18 protein-coding genes are annotated in these 19,499 nt (G+C 46.4%); 4 read left to right on the forward strand and 14 right to left on the reverse strand.

The genetic code is table 11. The features are described 5' to 3' along the window. Window position 1 precedes the first annotated feature (1 nt). Both trbL and AC4IE8_RS18670 read left to right on the forward strand, forming a co-directional pair. Complete coding sequence (gene trbL / locus AC4IE8_RS18665) at window positions 2-1,423, forward strand: P-type conjugative transfer protein TrbL (RefSeq protein WP_490791705.1); 1,422 nt, start codon at window positions 2-4, stop codon at window positions 1,421-1,423. A gap of 66 nt (window positions 1,424-1,489) precedes the next feature. Beyond that, complete coding sequence (locus AC4IE8_RS18670) at window positions 1,490-1,729, forward strand: type I toxin-antitoxin system ptaRNA1 family toxin (protein WP_490791706.1); 240 nt, start codon at window positions 1,490-1,492, stop codon at window positions 1,727-1,729. Between the two features lie 2 nt (window positions 1,730-1,731). Here AC4IE8_RS18670 and AC4IE8_RS18675 read toward each other — a convergent pair whose 3' ends face one another. The 12 genes from AC4IE8_RS18675 to AC4IE8_RS18730 all read right to left on the reverse strand — a co-directional run bounded on the left by AC4IE8_RS18675 (window position 1,732) and on the right by AC4IE8_RS18730 (window position 14,905). Next, on the reverse strand, window positions 1,732-1,932 hold the full coding sequence (locus AC4IE8_RS18675) for a hypothetical protein (RefSeq protein ID WP_490791707.1): 201 nt from the start codon (window positions 1,930-1,932) through the stop codon (window positions 1,732-1,734). Between the two features lie 115 nt (window positions 1,933-2,047). Continuing rightward, window positions 2,048-3,793: a DUF2326 domain-containing protein gene (locus AC4IE8_RS18680; RefSeq protein ID WP_490791708.1), complete on the reverse strand. Its 1,746-nt coding sequence runs from the start codon at window positions 3,791-3,793 to the stop codon at window positions 2,048-2,050. Beyond that, a complete protein-coding gene (locus AC4IE8_RS18685; RefSeq protein WP_490791709.1) occupies window positions 3,790-4,026 on the reverse strand; it encodes an ABC-three component system middle component 6 in 237 nt (78 codons plus the stop codon). Before AC4IE8_RS18685 ends, AC4IE8_RS18680 begins: the two co-directional genes overlap by 4 nt. Then, window positions 4,023-4,658 carry a hypothetical protein gene (locus tag AC4IE8_RS18690; protein WP_490791710.1) on the reverse strand — a complete coding sequence of 212 codons (636 nt, stop codon included), beginning with the start codon at window positions 4,656-4,658 and terminating at the stop codon, window positions 4,023-4,025. The genes AC4IE8_RS18685 and AC4IE8_RS18690 overlap by 4 nt, the downstream gene beginning before the upstream one ends. Window positions 4,659-4,814: 156 nt before the next feature. Further along, window positions 4,815-5,000 carry a hypothetical protein gene (locus AC4IE8_RS18695; protein WP_490791711.1) on the reverse strand — a complete coding sequence of 62 codons (186 nt, stop codon included), beginning with the start codon at window positions 4,998-5,000 and terminating at the stop codon, window positions 4,815-4,817. Window positions 5,001-5,123: 123 nt separating this feature from the next. After that, on the reverse strand, window positions 5,124-7,733 hold the full coding sequence (locus AC4IE8_RS18700) for a DEAD/DEAH box helicase (protein ID WP_490791712.1): 2,610 nt from the start codon (window positions 7,731-7,733) through the stop codon (window positions 5,124-5,126). Window positions 7,734-7,988: 255 nt separating this feature from the next. Next, window positions 7,989-9,017: a tyrosine-type recombinase/integrase gene (locus AC4IE8_RS18705; protein ID WP_490791713.1), complete on the reverse strand. Its 1,029-nt coding sequence runs from the start codon at window positions 9,015-9,017 to the stop codon at window positions 7,989-7,991. Between the two features lie 177 nt (window positions 9,018-9,194). After that, the gene (locus AC4IE8_RS18710) at window positions 9,195-10,013 is read right to left on the reverse strand and encodes a hypothetical protein (protein ID WP_490777321.1); all 819 of its coding nucleotides are present in this window, start codon (window positions 10,011-10,013) and stop codon (window positions 9,195-9,197) included. Window positions 10,014-10,024: 11 nt separating this feature from the next. Continuing rightward, window positions 10,025-11,494 (reverse strand): PcfJ domain-containing protein, encoded by a 1,470-nt coding sequence (locus AC4IE8_RS18715; RefSeq protein WP_490791714.1) that lies wholly within the window; start codon window positions 11,492-11,494, stop codon window positions 10,025-10,027. Next, complete coding sequence (prfH, locus tag AC4IE8_RS18720; protein ID WP_490777323.1) at window positions 11,491-12,138, reverse strand: peptide chain release factor H; 648 nt, start codon at window positions 12,136-12,138, stop codon at window positions 11,491-11,493. The genes AC4IE8_RS18715 and prfH overlap by 4 nt, the downstream gene beginning before the upstream one ends. After that, complete coding sequence (locus AC4IE8_RS18725; protein WP_490777324.1) at window positions 12,135-13,268, reverse strand: RNA ligase RtcB family protein; 1,134 nt, start codon at window positions 13,266-13,268, stop codon at window positions 12,135-12,137. Before AC4IE8_RS18725 ends, prfH begins: the two co-directional genes overlap by 4 nt. 632 nt (window positions 13,269-13,900) lie before the next feature. Beyond that, window positions 13,901-14,905 carry a hypothetical protein gene (locus tag AC4IE8_RS18730; RefSeq protein WP_490777325.1) on the reverse strand — a complete coding sequence of 335 codons (1,005 nt, stop codon included), beginning with the start codon at window positions 14,903-14,905 and terminating at the stop codon, window positions 13,901-13,903. Window positions 14,906-15,048: 143 nt separating this feature from the next. Here AC4IE8_RS18730 and AC4IE8_RS18735 point away from each other — a divergent pair, with 143 nt between their 5' ends. Further along, a complete protein-coding gene (locus tag AC4IE8_RS18735; protein ID WP_490791715.1) occupies window positions 15,049-15,417 on the forward strand; it encodes a hypothetical protein in 369 nt (122 codons plus the stop codon). Beyond that, on the forward strand, window positions 15,414-17,090 hold the full coding sequence (locus AC4IE8_RS18740; protein ID WP_490791716.1) for a recombinase family protein: 1,677 nt from the start codon (window positions 15,414-15,416) through the stop codon (window positions 17,088-17,090). Before AC4IE8_RS18735 ends, AC4IE8_RS18740 begins: the two co-directional genes overlap by 4 nt. A gap of 12 nt (window positions 17,091-17,102) precedes the next feature. Here the strand turns inward: AC4IE8_RS18740 and AC4IE8_RS18745 are convergent, their stop codons facing one another. Both AC4IE8_RS18745 and AC4IE8_RS18750 read right to left on the reverse strand, forming a co-directional pair. Then, window positions 17,103-17,951, reverse strand: a complete 849-nt coding sequence (locus tag AC4IE8_RS18745; RefSeq protein WP_490791717.1) for a GIY-YIG nuclease family protein — start codon at window positions 17,949-17,951, stop codon at window positions 17,103-17,105. A gap of 379 nt (window positions 17,952-18,330) precedes the next feature. Beyond that, on the reverse strand, window positions 18,331-19,281 hold the full coding sequence (locus AC4IE8_RS18750) for an ImmA/IrrE family metallo-endopeptidase (protein WP_490791718.1): 951 nt from the start codon (window positions 19,279-19,281) through the stop codon (window positions 18,331-18,333). Window positions 19,282-19,499: the final 218 nt, after the last annotated feature.

Consider the following 19,499-nt stretch of genomic DNA (forward strand, 5'->3'; position numbering starts at 1 on the left):
AATGAAGATTATACATTGGTATGGGATTGCTGCGCTTGTGCTGCTGCTGTTTGCCAGCCCCGCCTTTGCCGAGTTGGGTAGCTCAGGAATCATGAATGATGTGCTTAACCGTTTTCATAGCGCTGCAAGCGATTGGGCAGGCGCGATTGAGAATGCGGCATCTCGTTTATTTTGGACACTGGTACTGATTTCTATGGTGATAACGTTTGGTTTCATGGCGTTACAGAAAGCTGACATTGGAGATTTCTTCGCAGAGCTCGTCCGATTTACGTTATTCACAGGTTTCTTCTGGTGGCTGCTTACGAATGCAGTTAGTGGGTGGAACATCGGCGGCACAATCATGGATTCCTTACAGATGCTGGGTGCTGAGGCTGGTGGTCTTAGCACCACAAATCTCGGGCCATCAAGTGTGGTCGATTTGGGGTTTGAGCTTTATGACCGAACGGTCAAGGCCACGGATGAACTGAGTTGGCGTGAGATGGGCACCCAGATCGTCATGATGTTAATGGCGCTTGGGGTCCTGATTGTATTAGCCCTGGTTGCGGTGAATATGTTGCTGTTACTGGCCGCAAGCTGGATATTGCTCTATGCTGGCGTTTTCTTTCTTGGCTTCGGTGGGTCCAGGTGGACATCCGATATCGCCATCAATTATTTCAAGACAGTATTGGGCGTGGCGGCGCAGCTGCTTTCCATGGTTTTGATCGTCGCGATTGGCAAGCAGTTTCTTACTCACTACTACAGCCAGATCAATGAAACGATGGCCACCCAAGAGCTGGCGGTCATGTTGGTTGTCGCAGTCATTTTGCTGTTTCTCGTGAATAAGGTTCCGCCATTGATCTCCGGAATCATTACTGGAGCCGGCATTGGTGCGGGTGCCGGGATCGGGAACTTTGGTGCGAGTGCAATGGGTGGCGCTGTTGGTGGAGCCATCGGCGCCACAAGTGCGATGGTAGCCAGCGCGCAAGTTGCCGGAAATGCTGTTAAAAGCACCGCAGCCGGGGCAGCCGAAGGGATGTCGGAATTGAAGGCAGCTTTTACCCAAGCGAATTCAGATTCTGCTGCCGGAAGTGACATTCTTGCGAATCCGTTTAGTGATGGTGGAGATAATAACGGGCCTGGAGGTGGGACTGACCCAGGTAGTAGTCAAGGCTCTTCTGGCAGTTACGAAACACCTTTTTCTAAGGCAGCAGGGTATTCTGAACATGCATCTGGGGGTTCTGCATCCTCTACATCTTCAGAATCGCAGGGCGAACAAGCGCCAAGCGATAACAGCCAGACATCGACGGAAGACGAAGGCCAAACCCACGGCGCTGAGTCCACATCGGCGTTCGATGGCAATAGTTTGGCCTCTACCGACGAAACCGAGGTTGATGAAGCGGAAGAGATTGCGGCTTTTGCTGGAACCGATACTGAGAAGTCCTAAAGCGCGCCGGTCGGATGGTGAAGAACCGACCGGCACTTCCACTCAACACCTGATAGGAGGTGAAAAATGGCAACACAACATACTATAGAACCTGGCCAGGTAATGCATCAGGCGGCCACTCAGCTTATGGAGATCGACTGGGTCGATCAGAAAACAGCAAAGCAGATTTCGCCCATGGCGGAAGCCGTCGCCAATATGGTCACGGTTCTGTACTACCAGGCGGAAACAGGTCTGGCGTGTAGGGATGACTTCCTGGAGGCACAGGTTACATTGCGCCAGGCGATGCCTTTTTCTGACCCTGAATAGTTTCAGATATTCGACTTTGACGAGGCGGCCTCTTGTGCCGCCTTTTTCGTTGTTGGTGCTGGCAGCGGATTGTTGGAATCCAAACTCTCGGCCCATGCTCGGACGGCCAGATGATCAAATACACTGCCAACCTTCACGTCGGCCATACCATCGCGAGTCTGACGATCACGCTCTTCTTCCAGATCTATTTCATCGAAACCCATACCTTCTTACCCCTACAGCAATCAAAACTGAACTCTTCGATCTCAACTTTGTAGACTTATATCTTTGCTATGACCGATATGCGACCTGTTTCGTAGTCCGCAGAGAATCGCCATATCAGAAGTCGCGGCCAAGGAGCTTACCTTGTGGCCCTTCGTCTGTGAGGATTAATCGCGTTTGAGTTGCGAGATCTAGCCCTCCAAGCAGTTCCTGACTTGGCAGGTCATTGCTATTAAAAGAACAAATATATTGAAAACCATGTTCCTCAGACTGTTGAGCTGCTAGACGAAGGGCGGCGGCCTTTTGGCGGTCGTCCACACCATCGTATATGTGGCTGTCATGGAAAATGAAGCCTGGGGTAGTGTCACGATTTGCCCATAGTTGCGCCAACATGAGGTCGAAGCAGAAGAGTTTCATCTTCTCAATGCCTTGACTGCCCTCACCCTGGATGTCCACGTTGAACGAAAAGCTTCCTCGGTTGGTGAAGGCAATCTCTAAAGTCCCGTGGCTACCTTCACCATAGAGTGCCCTGCTGTTGCTGTTGAAGAGTTCGATGGCCCGAGCACGAACAGCCTCTTGCTCTTCATGATTTCGCCGACCATGACTGATCACCTGTCGCCGCTCAGTGGCAATCTCATCATCGGTATTGTCGATCTCTCGACGCTGATGGAGAGCATCGACAAGCTTGTCACGCTCGTGCCTGAGATCGGCCAACCGCTCGTGCAGTTGGTTGTACTCGTCCAGGGCATGAAAGCTGTCGATGATGCCTAGAGCCTTGGCCCTTTCTTCACCGATACGGGCTTCCTCTGCCTCGTTCTCGGTAATCAGAGCTTGAAGGCTCTCACATTCTTCCCGAAGGAATTCTTCCCGGTTGTGGATGACATGTTGATGAAAGGCCTCTACTTGCTCAATGGTCTTCCTGATTTCATCTGGAAGCTCTACCTGGGCTGACTGGAACAAGCCTACAACAGAGCCATCAGTAGGGGCGATTTCCGATACAAGACTCTCCTCGTAGTGACGTAACGTGGTTCTAAGCCGGAATCCGTTGTTGCGCTTCTTGCGGAGTTCAGCAGTCAGGGCAGTGGCCTGTTCTTCGATCTCCCGGTAGTCCGGGTGGACTTTGAAGTCGTGGAGTTGGTGCTCGAGTTCTCCAATTTCCTGGTCGAGCCGAACTCGTTGCGACTCCATTGCCGCTGGGTCACTTTGTGGTCCCCGTAGTACACCATCCTTGATGCTTTTTTTCACCGTCTGTAAGACAGCCTTGCGATCACCGAGCAGTTTGAGGTCTGTAAAGGGCTGCCAATCCAGACCGAGGAGATAGGCATTGTGGACATCGCGGTCCCATGCCGGCTGGCCCGACATGAACTGATAAGGGGCCACCTCGAATTCGCGGCGAGCGAAGTAACTGATGAGATTGCGGAAGGTCGGGAAATACTTGCTGGGCTTTTCTAGGGGCAGGCCAAACCACTGCTGGCCCAGCCAGGCGTTAAGAGTCTTGATACTTACCTGTTGTATACCATTGCCCAGTGGCTCTGTCTCTAGGTACTGAGGGAACGTAACACCACGAACTTTGGCTACCCGGTCGTTCACGATTCCTCGAGTGATCGAGATGGGGCCTGAGGGTGTCATCACGTCGAGAGTGAACTCCCAAGCTTCCTCTTTGAGCATAGACTTGCGAAGGTGATCGGAGAGGTTACCTCCTAGGCAGTGGTGGACGATCTGGAGGAACGTGGTTTTGCCGACCGCGTTTCGGGAGTCCTGGTCAGTTGATTCCTCAGCACGCTCTGCGAGAATGAGGTTGAGACCGGGTTGAAACGTCACGGATTGGAAGGTGTTCTTGTTAGCAGTAACGGATATGATCATGCCGCACGCTCTCGTATGGTAAGCATCCCTTTTTCCAAGCCAATGTATCCGAGCAGATACAAAGTGTCCAAGGCCAGGATGAAGCGGTCGTAGGTGCCGACCTCAAGACGATCACGGACCCCCTCCCAGAGATTGGACACGGTTGTGCCCTCAGGACCGATCTTGGTCAGCAGGAGACCACCAACGCCGATAAGACTGTCTCGGCTAAGGAGGTGTTTGTTCGGGAGAATCATGACGCGTCGAACACCTCGCAGGTTGTGAACAAATAACCGAGAATGGCGACACCTGGTGCCATCGCCTTGGGGTCGTGCGTGTCTGGCCCTGCTGCGAAGTAGTAAAGGTGCCAAAATAGGTCATCGCTTTCCAAGCCGTTGGCCACCCCTTGATGGTACTGAGCCATAAAAGTCGACCTTAGCTTTCTACCGAACTTGGGCTTGGTAGGTTCTGTGAAGTTGATGTACCGCTGTGCCTCTTTTGCCCCTGCAACGGCCATTACAAGAACACCCCTTGTTGCAGCAGTGAGGTCGTTTGCCTTCATCTTAGCCGGGATATTGACATTGACCAACGGTGTAGATTCTGTTGGCTCAGCCTCAGCTAGACGTTCAGCAACAACCTGGAGCTCATCGAATTGTAGTCTGGGGATAGCCTGTGTCAGGGTGTCTTTTACCCACTCCTCATGGTCATTCTTCCATTGGTGGAGAAGCTGCTCAGTGTAAGTGTTAGGTTGTCCATCTACTGGACCACGATGGTGGTTAGGACAGAGTAGAATAATGTTATCGTAAGTGTCGCGCTCACCTTCAGGGACTTCGCTGATGCGCCGTGGTCCACCGCTTCCATGAGGAGCGATATGGGCTTGTTCGCCCATGACCACGGCCTCATCAAATTCAGTAGGATCTACCAGCAGGACTTCGCGACAGTCGGGTTTGTTACAGCGTCCAGCGGAGAGCGCCCATAACCGCTTAAGGTCTGGGTCTCTAAGCCTAACTCTTCGTTGCTTAACTTGGTTCATACTTAAAAATGCTCAACAACTGAAACACGTTGATTTGTAGCCGAAGCCAGCAAGACGCGAAAAAATAGATCTGTCCCATTTTTTCCAGGTTTCGACGGTTTGGTGATCGACCATGCGATTGGCCCTCACGTCAGACATGCCCTCGCGTGTAAGATAGTCGCCATCCTCTTTAGGCACGCCTTGTTCTTCTGAATTCACGATTCCCCCTTTGGCCGCCACTGTCTAATTCTATTGCTTGTTCAATAACTTAGCGCAAGGCACTTGCATTTCAAAACCTTTTGAGTGCCCCACCAAAGCTTACATCTTGAAACGCTGGAGATTTCAACAGTCCCTCTCAACCAACAAATCCTTGGCTACTCTGGCCTTTAAGTTCTGTACGAGACTAAGCATGTCCATTTGGTTGTTTAAAAGAGAATCTGCCGCTTCAGCTCTCCACACCAGATCACCAGGCTCTACAAATGTCTTTCTCAACTGTCTAACCGTTGCCATTGCGTTTTTAGCCCATTCAACAAAATCGGACAACTTCCACAGAGATACAGAACCGAGATGCGGCATCGCACCAGTACATGCATATGAAACTGGAGTAACCAGAACTGGCACTATTTCGACATCCTCTGGCTGGCAAGACACCACGTTATCCCTCATCCACGCAGGATGGGTCGCTGCTTGCCGCGCCTTGGTCGCATCAAGAGAAGATTGCTCGTTGGCGTTCGCATGATCCTCGAAAACGAGACACATAGCACCAAGTTGCCACCAAGGGTCGGGCGAAGCATCTACCTCTACTTTACCAGCCTCAAAGCCAATGTGTTCACCAAGTAATTTGTGGGCCCCCTCAAATGTTTTCACTTCGTTGAGTCCCTCTAGTATCGCACGTTCGCTTTTCGAGTATTTCCTATCGTGCGTCACTCCCAATGCACTCAATACAGCTTCTATATTCTCTACCTGAGTCATCAAGAGCGTGTTGCGTACATCTTCTTCAGCATTCACCTCACCCGTCGTAAGCTGCTGTGAGAGCTGTACTAACCATGGAATACCTTTCGCCGCTTTCTTTGCTCTTGAATAATGCTCTCTAGCTTTAGGTTTAAAACTATCGTTGCAACCTCTTGTGGTAGCAAGAACCGAGGCAGAACCCGCGAGGTACTCCCAAAGAGCTCTATAGCCTCGGAGCTCTGGATCCTTGATCAAACCGATCACGGATTCTGCACTATCAAGAGCTTCGACATAGTCCTCTTGCCACATTGAGATTTGATACTGAACTTCGTATTCAACAGCCTCTGCTAGTTGCGTGATGCTAGGGAACGGTGACTTTGTTGAAGCATTTCTCTGATCCACTATTGCTTGATTTACCGATTCCCAGTTTTCTCCATTTTCTATAAAAACATCGAAGTTATCTGTGAAATCAACAATGCTCTTTTCCTTAGACTGTTCCACACCAAACCATAACTCAGCTTGTAGCTCAGGATGGAAATACTTCCTTCGTCTTAGATCTGAAAGGTAATCTGGTAATTCCTCACCAGTCACAACTACAGCCGAATAGTCCTCCAATGACCTCGTACATCTACCAATGGCTTGTAGCACCCGGGTTTGTATTCGCTCATTGAAAAGAATATTTGCTCCCATTCGACTCATGATGAAACGCTCTTGCGCATTGACTGCCTTCGGAAGCCCCCCTATAAACAAAAGACGGCACTCATCTCCTGGAAAATCGATACCATCATAGCGATTTGCTATCACAGCCACAGATCCTGAAGAGCGAATAAAGTCGTCTTTTGATCGTTCAATATCTTCAGCAGAGTACACGGTGAGCGACAGATTCGTACCTACATCTTGCGATATTTCATTCTCCATATAATCACTTGGCACAAGAACCAAGCTTCTCGGTGCTTTCTTCATCAGATTGCGCCGAAGCTGTAGTTCGTCATCACTATCCAATGAAAGACCAGGGAACATAAAAAAGCGTCTTCCAACCCCCTGTAAATCCCAACCGTCTGGAATCGGAAGCCTGAGAATCCGTTTCCTGCCCATAAGTCGTTCAAGATCCCCGCCCTCACCAAGCGTGGCAGACATGTATATTCTTTGCTTGGCGTTATCAAAAGCCGGATGAACCCACGTTGGGGCGATAATCGGCCTAATCACTATTTCTGAACAGGATAGGTAAACATGGCACGAGAGCAGGTGATTACGAACCATAGACCACGAATAGTGTAGATCTGTATCTTTTGTGTATGTATCTAGAATCCCAATAATCTCGTCGTGCAGTTCGATGACTATGGGAGTGGAAAGCTTATCTACCCAAGCCAAATCGGCAGGACTGTCCCACTGAGCAGTTAGCCGCGAATAAGTTGTCCCATCAATATAGTTCCGAAATGCTTCTGACAAAACCGAATGTAGGGTTGCGAGGGACTTGTCATACCTGCTGATGCTAACCGTCCACAGTTTTGCTACATAATTCTCGGCTGCATGGGCGTCATCTACGATGATTACGTCCGCATCTGAAAAATAGGGATTTGTATTGAACAAGCTACTATAAGTAGTAATCGCAACAGAATCTGCTTGATTGTATCTGGCCTTGTCGCCAGCAGGATAATCGCGCCACGACCCTGTAAAACCAACAACTGATAGCCCGTACTTCTGCTCAGCCTGTGCGACTGCTTGATGGACTAATTGCCTAGTTGGACATAGATAGACAATTTTCTCTTTGTACTTTCTGCGCCGCCATTCTGCAATCAGCAGTCCAACTAGCGTTTTTCCACTTCCAGTGGGTAGCTGTAGTGCAACGTCAGAAGTATTCTCAGCTTCAGCAGCATAGCGCTGCATCATTGCCTGCTGGTGAGGTAATACGTCCGGGAACTTTCTGCGCGGTAATTCTCGAAATAACAAGTCGGGACTTGCGGGCGCTACAGATTTTGGCGGTATTTTTGTAAAAGCCATTTAATCTCCCTTTCAATGGTGAATGCCCCAAACAATTACGCCAAACCATCGAAATCTTTGTAAAAATATGCAGCATACCTGCACATATATGTGTTACTAAAATACGGGAACACAGAAATTATCTCACTGTGGATATGCTGATGAACTCCCGGCACTCTAAGATCGGCTGGTCTCTGACATAAACTGCATCCCGAAAGGTAATAAGAATAATATTCTTATTACTACCACCAGATACTCTCTCGCATCCAAAATCATCTACCCAAGCTTCTCCACAAGATCCTCCGCCCTCAGATGCGTATATCTCCGCAGCATCTGCATAGACTTGTGGCCGCTGATTGCTGCAACCTCCTGGTCACTCAACCCCTTTTCCACCAATCTAGAGACCGCTTCATGCCGTAGGTCATGAAACCTCAGATTGGTGATCCCTGCGCGCCTCAACGCCTCAGACCAAACTTTATTGGTTCTGTAGGGGCGCCTAGCGCCATCACGACCCGGCTCCCCATAGAAGATCAGATCGACATCTTTTGGCCTCACCGGATGCTTAATAGCCTGACGAAGCACCCGAACAGCACGCTTTGATAGCGGCACAGTCCTGGCACTGCCGTTTTTTGTTTCGCTCAGCCGTATGACCCGCCTTTGCAGATCGACCTGTTCCAGCGTCAGGGAAAGAATCTCGCCCTGCCGCATAGCCGTATATAGGGCGATCCGGACGGCCCATCCCAGCATAGGGTTGGAGTGTGCATCGCAGGCCTTCAGCATCTTCCTTGCCTCACTCCAGGATAGTCGGCGATTCCTCCCCTGCCCAGCGCTTGGTCGGCGGATATTGGATACCGGGTTGTAGACCAGCCCTAATCCCCACTCCTTAATAGCCGTAGTATAGAGGTGACCGAGTAACGCCAGTTCGAGCCTGACTGTCGAAGCACTCCTCCCCTCTTCCAACCGATCATCCCGATAGGTCGCAATAACATCAGGTGTGAGAGCGACCAATGAGTATTTACCGAGCTGACTGGTCAGAGGCTTTGCTCGCATCTTTTCAGCACGCTGGGTGGATGGGCGTTTGGTGGGGGTGATTTCCTTGAGGTAACGCTTCAGGGCGTCCTGCAAGAGTATTTTTTCGGAGGGAGAACGCCTGACATAAACACCACGGATCATTTCATCCTCGGTTCGTCTGGCCCAGTCCTCAGCATCTCGTTTAGTACGGAATGTCATCGAAGAAGTAGGCCACCCCTTGCGCCGGATGACGGCTTTCCAGGTGCCAGAAGGGGTCTTTACGATTGTGGCCATCGGTACTGCACTCCATGCTAAGTGTACCGATATTGTACCTGGCCAATAAAAAAGGAGCTACGCCATTAACGTAACTCATTGAATTTGTTGGTGGAGGTATCAGGTGACACCTCGAACCGATTATTTGAGGCTTTGGCGCTTTGGGAAGGAGTGCTTAAATAAGTAAAACGACTTTTACTAGCTTTCCTGAAACCAACGAATATCAAGATTGTGTTTTTCTAGAAAGTCTTCATTCAAAACTCTGTTAAAAGGAATGTTACCTAAACGAAAATGTTTTTCATAGAATGCTTTAGCATAGCGATTAGCGAATTCTTCTTTCTCCAATGTTGGTTTTGAATCGAAGACTTTGGATATATATTCATCTTCTTCCTCAGTTTTTGCATCGACACAAGGTTCCAGACAGTTTCGTGCATAATCAACGGCATGCCCAAATTCATGAGGGAGCGTTCTGTATAGTTGCCGGTTCCTAACGCTTTCGGGCGTTGTGTGTATGTTCCATCCGCGCTTAACTTGTTCTATGCGGTCGCCGTCTTGCTCTAACAGCTTTAATTCTTTTTGTTCGAACGGACTTAGGCTTGATCCCCATTTTACAATCGTGTGAGGTTTGATTGCTTCAATACAAATAGCAGAACCATTGTATTTGTCGAAATCAACATAATAAAGATAACGCCCCCATACCGGCGAAAGAATTTCCTCCTTCTTTTTAGGCTGCCTTAAGACTATGATTTCGACTTCTTCAACATCATCAGGTGGAAGCAGTTCCAAAATCTTTATGATGTCTTGAGGCGTGCAAGCATGAATGTATCCATCACGTACAGGTTCTACAAATATTGCGATTTCATGATCATGCGCCTTAATGGGAATAATAACGGGATTATTTAATTGTTCCCAAAAAGCCAAATCATCTTTTCTTTGAGGAATAACCATATTGTTATCCTGAGAATAGCCGCTTTTTTTCGTTCCTATGTTTCTGTTCCGTCTTGTTGGTTTTCTCATGATTTTTTCTCCTATCGGCTCGAAACATATGAAGCAATTGTTAGCCCTGCCGTTTGTGCCCATTTCTTTATAATATTGAATTCTGATGGCGTAGGCAGGCGGTTGCTTTTGCCTCGGCTTTGCACGATATGCTTGTCTTTTGTGATTTCAATAGTCTGATGCTTTTCAATACTCCCTTTGGCAGAAACATATTCCATCGCCCAAATTGAGCAGTGCCCCAATGAGCACCTGCGTGCATAAGACGCAACACAATGTCGCATTTCACGACCTTCTTTGATGAGCTCTGCACCCGAAAGCAATTCACGAATAATCCGAATATCCTGTTTTTCTTCTCCGGTTTTTTGCCTAAATTCAGGAATGCCCGATTTTTTGAAGAAGTATTTTTGAGCATCGTTGGATTTTGCAAGATTGCCATGCCAACGCTCCACTTGTCTTAATAGTGATTCCGCTGTTCTTCCTTTCATAGATAAATTGGGCTGTGGCGGGTGTATATGCTCCACAACGCCAGGTGCGGTAATGCATTCACGCACTTCAAATTTTTGTGCATATAAAAAATCTATAATGGGTGCTATATGCGCTCGATCAAGCATTGGGTTTTCAACAAAAAACTGAAACACACTATCCCAGAATTTTTTATGGCTCATAGCATCACCAATACGCGAGGCAATAACGGCCTTGGCCAGATTTTCATCACCACCAAGCGCATGAATTTCTCCCCATTTAATGGCCTGTTCAATTGAACAAAAAGCAGGCGCATGCATAAAGTGATGTGCAAGCTTTTTGGTGAATGGGAAAGGCAACTCTGCGCTACGGATATTTTTCCCTGAAACCACCGTTAAATACCAGTCACGGTAGTTATCGGCCACCTCATCCATTCGAAACCATGCAGAACGCATAAATTCCGGCGCCGGATATTCTTCAAACAAATGGCTGATCAAAGCACAAAACTGGCCATGCATATTGTGTGTGTTTGGTGTCCAATTCTCAAGATCGCGTATCCAATAACAGCGATAATTGTAGATATTGATAAATGCACGTATGTAGAAAAATTGCTTACCTCGGATCTCTGCTTTCTCAAAGGTGCATTTCATTTTCTTGTTCATCAAAATCAAAAATTGTGAAAGTCCTGTTCGATATGGCCTGTCATTCGGAGTTTTTGAAATTAATGATGCAATTTTCTGCCATTCTGGTCTGATGATCGCTTTTGGGGCAACTTCTCCCATGCAAACCGCATGGAGGAACGCATCCGCATTGTGATGAATGCGGGCGTTATCCTTTAAAGCTTTTTGCTCACCCAGAAAACGTTCATATTCTAAGTCTCTAGCACCTTTATCTTTATTCAAGTCGGCATTGAAATTTCTGGCATTACACCATGCGAAATATTTCCGCTCGGTTTTTATATCCAATGCCTTAAAATGCTTTTTCATGGATGGCGTAATTGCCTTACCCTGAAAATCGGAGTTTTTCATTCTGCGTTTCATCGCTCTGTAAACTCCTTTCCTGTAAAGGTTTTAACCGCGTTTCCGCGCTCAAGGGCGTGGTGTTGATCACGATTATTTTTTTTACTCTCAGCGGTTTTTTCCTCCTGTCGTGTTCGCAAAATCATCTCCAGCTTAGCTAAGGCGATTTTTTTGTTTGCATGCTGTGAACGCGCATCACTGGCTATGACCTGCAATCCACTAGGCTTATGCGTTGCTTGAACGGCGCTATCTGTCGTGTTGACATGTTGCCCGCCCGGGCCGGATGCCCGCATGGTTTTCCATGTTACATCTTCGGGGTTTATTGTGATTTCTGTGTCCTTAACAGGGGTAATACGTTCAACACCAATAAACCAGTTCTTGCGCTTATAACGCGGCCTATATGGGCTTTCACAAACCCATTTTATTGTCCCCATATAAGGCATAAGGAATTGTTCTGCATTCTGCCCTGATATTTTTATCAAAGCAGATGTCACAGTTCCTTTTTTGTCGCCTTCAACACTATCTGCAATATCCAACGCAAGAACCTGCGCCTTGGCCTTTTTTTGTAAATGACGGATGAATTTTGCAACAGCAAGTGCACACTCATCCGGCCCTTGTCCGGCAGTTACATGAAGCCATATTGCATTTGTTGTATGCTTGCTCATTTCTTCCTCCGTGTTTTGTAGGTGATAACAGGACGAAGAAGAGCGATGATCTCAATCAAGCCTGCTTGTTGCATGTCTTGAATAACAATATCGATATTCTTGTAAGCTTGCGGAGCTTCCTCATAAATAAGGTCTTTATCTTCACAAATGACGTAACTTCCCAAATCTGTTTTTTGGAAATCATCGACTTTGTATTTACCAGCCAGACGTTCTTTAGCATCAGAACGAACCCATTTACGACCTGCACCATGTGCGAGCGAATAAGCATTGTTCGTTTGATCACCAATAGGCTTGACCAAATAACTAAAGCTACCGCGTGATCCCGGTATAACCAAAACACCACAATCAGAAGGAGACGCACCTTTACGATGAAGCCAGTATGTCTGCCCGTCTAATTTTTTTGGTAAAGCGGTATTATGAGGCATATCAAAGACCTTTTCACATTCGCTGCGTAAAGCATCTGTAAATCGGTACGCAATAAGCGCACGGTTTGCCTGTGCCCATAAAACCGCCTGATTATGTTTGCGGATATAGTCTTTTGCTTCGTTACTGTCGGTTTTCAAACCGTTATGACCGAAATTCTCAACATGGTGACGCAGCGCCATTTCCCCTAAGCCGCGAGAGCCGGAGTGCACAAGTAAATGCAGTTTGTTTTTATCCAATCCCAGATTTTCAAATACATTCGCATTCTCTATACGTTCAACACGCTGTAACTCGGCAAAATGGTTGCCGCCGCCTATTGTGCCAAGCGAACGTTCAAGCAAGGATGATGGCAAGCCATAACGTTCCAGCCATGCCTTTGCATCTCCATCCCAAGAATCGTCCAAATCAAGACGCGATGCCCATTTTTCGGGTTTCATTTTGGATAGTTTCATATCCGTCTGCCATAGCCCCATGCCACAGCCAATATCATTTCCGACCAAAGCAGGATAAATCCAATTTTGCGACACGAATGCCGCACCAACAGGGTATCCTTTTCCTGCATGTAAATCTGGCAAACCAACGGCCATTTTAATGCCGTTAAGTTCTGCTGTTTTTTCAAGTTGTTGGACTGCGTTACCCTCAATCCAATTTTTGTCCGAAGCAATCACACGAATGATTGGTTTCGGTGTATTCAATAAATTGTCCATTGTTTTTCTCTTCAATTTTCAAAAGCAATTGAGTTTTTGCTTCGGGCGCTTCAAAAAGTACGCCAAAGCAAATTAAGCCAAACGAACAGCAAAACGCCTGCTCGAAAAGCTTTTAACAACCGGACATTAGATTTTGGAAAGGTATGAAATATACCGAACGCGTTTATCTTGATGGCGTTCGAACACAATCTGCCGAACGGCTGTTATTTATGTGTATGTATATTTCTCATCGGTTAAACTCCTAAAAAGTTGTCTTAAGGTAACAGAACGAAAAAAATCTGGCAATATATTTTTGTTAAGCGCATCCAATCGGCGTACGATTGGTCTTGATGAAATTATCATGGGGTTTTTAGGGGTAGCGGATGTGCTCCCCTAAATGGCGATTGAACATCCATATGTTCATGCATGGTTCGGCGCAGGTGGAGAGGAAATTCTCCAAGTCCTGCGAGGGATAAAACGGTGATACGTTTTGATGGTTTTGCATGGTAGAACGGATTGTGTTCCCATGCCTAAAACCATCCGCGAGAGGGATGAAACGGGAGAGCGCAGCGTCTCTCTTTCCAAGCGTGTTGTAGTACAACACACAGCTTGCGGACGGTCTTAACGCATCAGCAGATGCTATTAAAGCATCATTATGATCGTAGCATTTTGAAAGGTGATATAACAGCTAGAGCGAAACCCAAAATCATAAGCGGCAGAGTTAGTATCCAAGACTCGACATGCCAATTCTGTTCAGACATAACCCAGTAAGTTATAGATGCTGTAACAGGCATTGCCCATATTGTAAGTTGATTGGGAAAAGGCGGAGCCTTCTCAAAGCTATGCAGGACTATGCTTTTATCTCTGCCGCATTTTTTGTTTGCATAATGCAAAGGCATGTAGAACAGGCTGACTGCGATAATAAATATTAAGATCAAAACTGAAACTTGCAGAGCCATTAATATAAAGAGGCAGAGTGACGTAATCACAAAAATCGAATAATCCAAACGAGTAGGTGCAAACGGCTTATCAGCCCCCGAAGAAACTAAAATGTTACCGACAAACAAAATACCTGTGGTTACAAATAAAAAGGCTGTAAATTCTGCAGCTGGAACAAAAGTCAAAATTTCGCCAGTTGCATCTGATAGATGTCCAATAGGCCATGTTGACCAAATTCCCCATATAATTCCTATTACAGAACATATAATGCAATTAATAGAAAAGCTCTTTTCTCTTAAGCAATACTGCAATATCCATAAACCGAAGATTACATCTATGATTGGATGCCATGATAAAGCTGTCCAAATAATAGAGATTGGCAGTTCCATGTAAATCACTGGAACAACCAGCCCTTCAATAAAATATCCTATTATAGCTCCGACTAGAAATACCCCCCAGATAGAAGACACGCGCGTATAATATAAAACCAAAATGGCTGGCGCTACGGCCAGAAGATAGAAAATGCTCATTTCAATGAGGTTAAGTAACAGTAACTTCGGTGATCGTAGTGTGGCATGAAGATGTTCTGTTACACCTTCATTAAAGAAAAAATATTCAGAAAAAAATAAAACAATTAAAGAGCATCCTAGTAAAAAACCAAGCCGTTCAAAAAACGACTTCGAAAGACATTCTTTTTGTTTGTTTTCAGATGATGTCATGGATTACACGCCTCTTCTTAGACAAAATCTTAGCACTTATAAAAATTCTATCAAAACTGAATTGAGCAGTTTTTAGTAACAAAGACCAGACTTAAGACGAAAGGCAAGCTGTGTATTGTAATACAATACGCTTGGAAAGGGAGATGCTGCGCTCTCCCGTTTCATCCCTCTGGCTGTGGGGCTTCGCCCGTACGCATGCACATGCGATGATATTGTTGATCCTGTCGCCACACACACGAACAGGAGCAGATATCATGAAACCCGACATAGAAAAATACCTCGCGATGATTGACGATTGGGATATGACCCGCGAGCAGAAAATTCAATACATCTTTGATCTTTGGCACATCATGGAAAACTTTGTTGATCGTGCGTTTTGTAAACATCCCGTCCAGCATGCGCGTGATAAATCCTCAAACGCCGATAGACAGGATTCAATGAAGCGGCTAGAATCCTCCCATCCAATACAAAAGAAAACCGATCCACCGCCGCAGCAAGGAGTCCGCCCATGAAGAGCCATAAACAAACCGCCGTTATTTATGCCCGCGTATCCTCGGTTAAACAGGTCAAGAAAGGTGATGGCCTCGGATCACAAGAAACACGTTGCCGCGAATATGCCGACCACAAGCAATATCAAGTGATAGAAGTCTTCCGCGATGAGGGCGTATCAGGAAGTCTCATCAATCGCCCGGGTATGCAAGCCATGCTCAAATTTCTTAAAAAGCACAAACACGAAAACCCCGTTGTCATCATCGATGATATCAGCCGCCTTGCGCGTGACCTTGAAGCGCATATACAGCTTCGCACTGCTATAGGTGATGCGGGCGGAAAGCTCGAAAGCCCGTCCATCGAGTTTGGTGAGGATTCCGATAGCAAGCTCGTTGAAAATCTTCTCGCCAGTGTTTCGCAGCACCACCGCCAAAAGAACACAGAGCAAGTAAAGAACCGCATGCGCGCAAGGGTGCTCAATGGCTATTGGGTGTTTTACCCGCCAACGGGGTATAAGTACGAGCGCGTCAGTGGTCACGGTAAAATGCTGGTGCGTGATGAGCCGATAGCCTCCATCATTCAAGAGGGCTTGCTTGGCTTTGCCTCAGGCCGCTTTGAGAGCATCGCAGAACTGACGCGCTTCTTTGATCTCCATGCAGAGTTCCCGAGAATGCGAAACGGTAAAGTGAACGTGCAGCGCGTATCTGACCTTTTGCGCCGCGTTCTCTATTCAGGTTATATCGACGTGCCGCAATGGGGTATATCGCTGCATCCTGCCAAGCATGAGCCACTGATTAGTTATGAAGACTTTCAGAGGATACAAGAACGCTTGGACGGACGCGCCAAAGCCCCGATGAAGGCGAATATCAAAGACGACTTTCCGTTGCGCGGCTTTGTGACATGTGGCTGCTGTGATCGGCCTTTAACCTCGTGCTGGTCAAAGGGGCGTAACACCAAATACCCGTATTATTTATGTTCGAATAAGAGCTGCGCCGAATACGGCAAGTCCATTCGCAAAGCACAAATGGAAGAAGAATTCCTTGAGATTGTAAAAACGCTAAAACCTTCACCGAAAACATTCTATATGGCCTTAGACATTTTCGATCAGCATTGGAAGGATCGCCAAGGCCAAGCCAAAGACCAAACAAAGGCGCTGAAACAGCAACTCGCGCTGATTGATCGGAAGGTCAATCAATTCCTAGACCGCATTGTAGAGGCTGATAATCCGATTTTAATCGACACCTATGAGGATAAGATCAGAAGCCTGCAAGAAGAGAAGCTGATTATGGACGAAAAGATCAAAAATTGCGGTCGTCCGATAGAGAGCTTCGAGGATACTTTTAGAACCGCTATCACATTCCTTGGAAACCCGCTTAAACTTTGGGAAAGCGAGTGCATCGAACAGCGCAGAATGCTGCTTCGAATGGCATTTGCGGACAAGATTACCTATGACAGAAATCACGGTTTTAGAACCGCCGCTTTCTCGCAGCCATTCTCGCTTTTAGCCGATTTACGGGAAGGGAATAATGAAATGGTGGGCCATGAAGGATTCGAACCTTCGACCAATGGATTAAGAGTACGCAAAAGAGATTGCAGGCCCTTATTTTTCAATATGTTACCGAGACGCCCGTTGCCCTATTTGCAGGATTACGCACGACAATGCGGGACTGATTCCCGCAAAAATCCCACAAATTAATTTTCTTCCGCCTCAGTTATCGTTATACCCATGATCCCTACTACATAACTTGCGTTTCCACAAGGCCTCTTTAGCAATAGCATCATCAGCTGTGCAAGAACCCGGTAAAATTTCCAGAATTGTATATTGGAAATGATTAACTGCATCAGGTGTATCAGATAGTAGTTCCAACAATTTCTTGTTACCACCATGCCCAGTGGTGATATATTCATTCCAGCGGCCCCAAATACCGTTTTTACCATAAGCCGAACCTACATACAGCTTTCCATTTCTTTTATCGCTAATACAGTAAATACCATTTACCGACCTGAGTGCGTTGTACCATGTAGCATTGTAGGTGGGATTTGCAATCATCTTAACTAACTGCTCTCGATCTATAACTACCTGATCATAGCTTTTGAACTCCTGAATATGTGCAGGTGGTAGAATTATAATAACAGGCTTGTTGCTTTTTTTCTGAACCCAACTCACTGTTGAACCACCCCACTCAATCACCAAACGCTCTGAGAGATCGGAGAGGTTATCTACCTGTTTCAACATATAATAAGAGTCCCTGGACAAATCCCACCCAAATTGCTCAACCTGTTTGCGCATACGTTTGGGGGCCTCCAATGCCGGCATTTCCTTTTCGATTTTCCAGACACCCAGAAAAAGTGCTTGCGTACTATGATAAGGTGCAAATACCGCAAGATATTTCGCATTACCAAATTTTCTGATTTGTTGGAAAGCTTGATAGGCATCAAATAAACCTGGCTCATCGCGAAAGATTGCCAGAGGATCGATCTCCTTGTAACCGTGACGGACAAGCCTAAATTCTTTTACATTCAAATTTTCTATTTTTAACAGGTCATCAAAATTCATTGCAACAGGAACGCCTTACCTTTCGAAAATAGTTCATTTTATTGTGTTATAAATCTAGCTATACAACCAGGCCAACCCAGTCCAAGTCATAGAAAATGCCTTTAAGAAGGTCGCTCCAAACACCAAGATGGTAAAATAAGTAAAAAGAGAACCAGGACCTTTCGGATACCTAGTCCTATTTAATTTGGGGTAACTGGGTTTTAGAAGGCAAATCCACCAGAAGTTTCTTCCTCAAATGAAGTTTTGACAGGCCTTCGTCGTTGTTTGTGGCTCTATATAGGAAATATTTGATTAGTGCTGACAACCCTATTCATAGCATATTCTTACGCCTGCTTGCTCGGGGGCACTTTTTGCATAATACCTTATAAATAGTAATTTCCTATATTTCCAACAAATCTAGTTCTTCCAAGCGAATAGCCATAGCTTCTATAGACACAAAAAACTGTCCAGCAAGCGAGCGATAGTTTTCCCCATTAAAGCTTTCAGTTTTCGCAAGTATTCGAGCCAATTCTCGTATAGACTTTCTTCCTTGCAGCAAACTCTGTGAACCGGATGGATCAAGAGCAAATGAGGTGGCCTCATTTAATAAAAACTTCTCGCATAAGAAAATCTGCTGAAAGCGTTTTCTAACAAGATTTTCTGGCATGAGAAAGAAACTGGCAAACTTATCAGCCTCAATCTCTATCTTGTCACGTGTCCCACGCACCTGCCCTGATCCATCAAGGGCTCGATCGCGATGCATGTGAACACCCTCATGAAGAACAGCATGAGCAAGTTCATGGGCTGCCGTAAAGCGTATGGTGTTGAATGGCATCTGGCGCGAAACTTGAACACGTTCTGCAGTCCGATCAATAACTCCAGCCACCTCGAATGTTGAACCATTACTGGTAAACTGGCCAAGTGTTTCTGCCATCTCGTATTCAAAACCTATAAGATCAAGAGCAATGGCGGGATCGAGTAATTTTACGGGATCATCGGGAACACCATCTGGCCAAAGTTCATACCGACGTTTCCAGATAGCTTTCTGTATATTCTTTACAGCCTGCCCAATCCATTGGTAACCCTGCCCACTACGCTTTGGCAACAGTATCTGCTCCTGAACCTTTTCAGGTTTTGAGCTTTCTGCAGATAACTGACCACTTAGTTCTCCCACGTCGTCGAGAAAGGCATATTGGTTTTCAAGCGATCGGCGGCTAGATTCGATCTGCTCAGCAGTAGCCTCTACTATCTTCGGCTCAGCATCATACCCGCCAGCATCATCTAGATATGCATAGGGGTTCTGAAGTAGTCGGCGATTTTCAGAAATCTTGCTTTTCGATGGTATCTTCACAATATCCCTCAGATAGTAGTTTCCTATGCTTTATGAAAAAGAATGGCCATGATCTACTCAGAACTGCTGCAGCCATATTGACAAAATATAGACTAATTACTTCGACTTACCGCATCTTATGTCACAGCACCCCGGATTAGGAACAGCCACTTTCTGGGTTATAGATGGATGCCGCTTAGCATACCACTCAGTGACAAATTGCCACGTTTTCGAGCTAC

The sequence above is a fragment of the Candidatus Thiodiazotropha sp. AKAK2 genome (genome assembly GCF_058244685.1).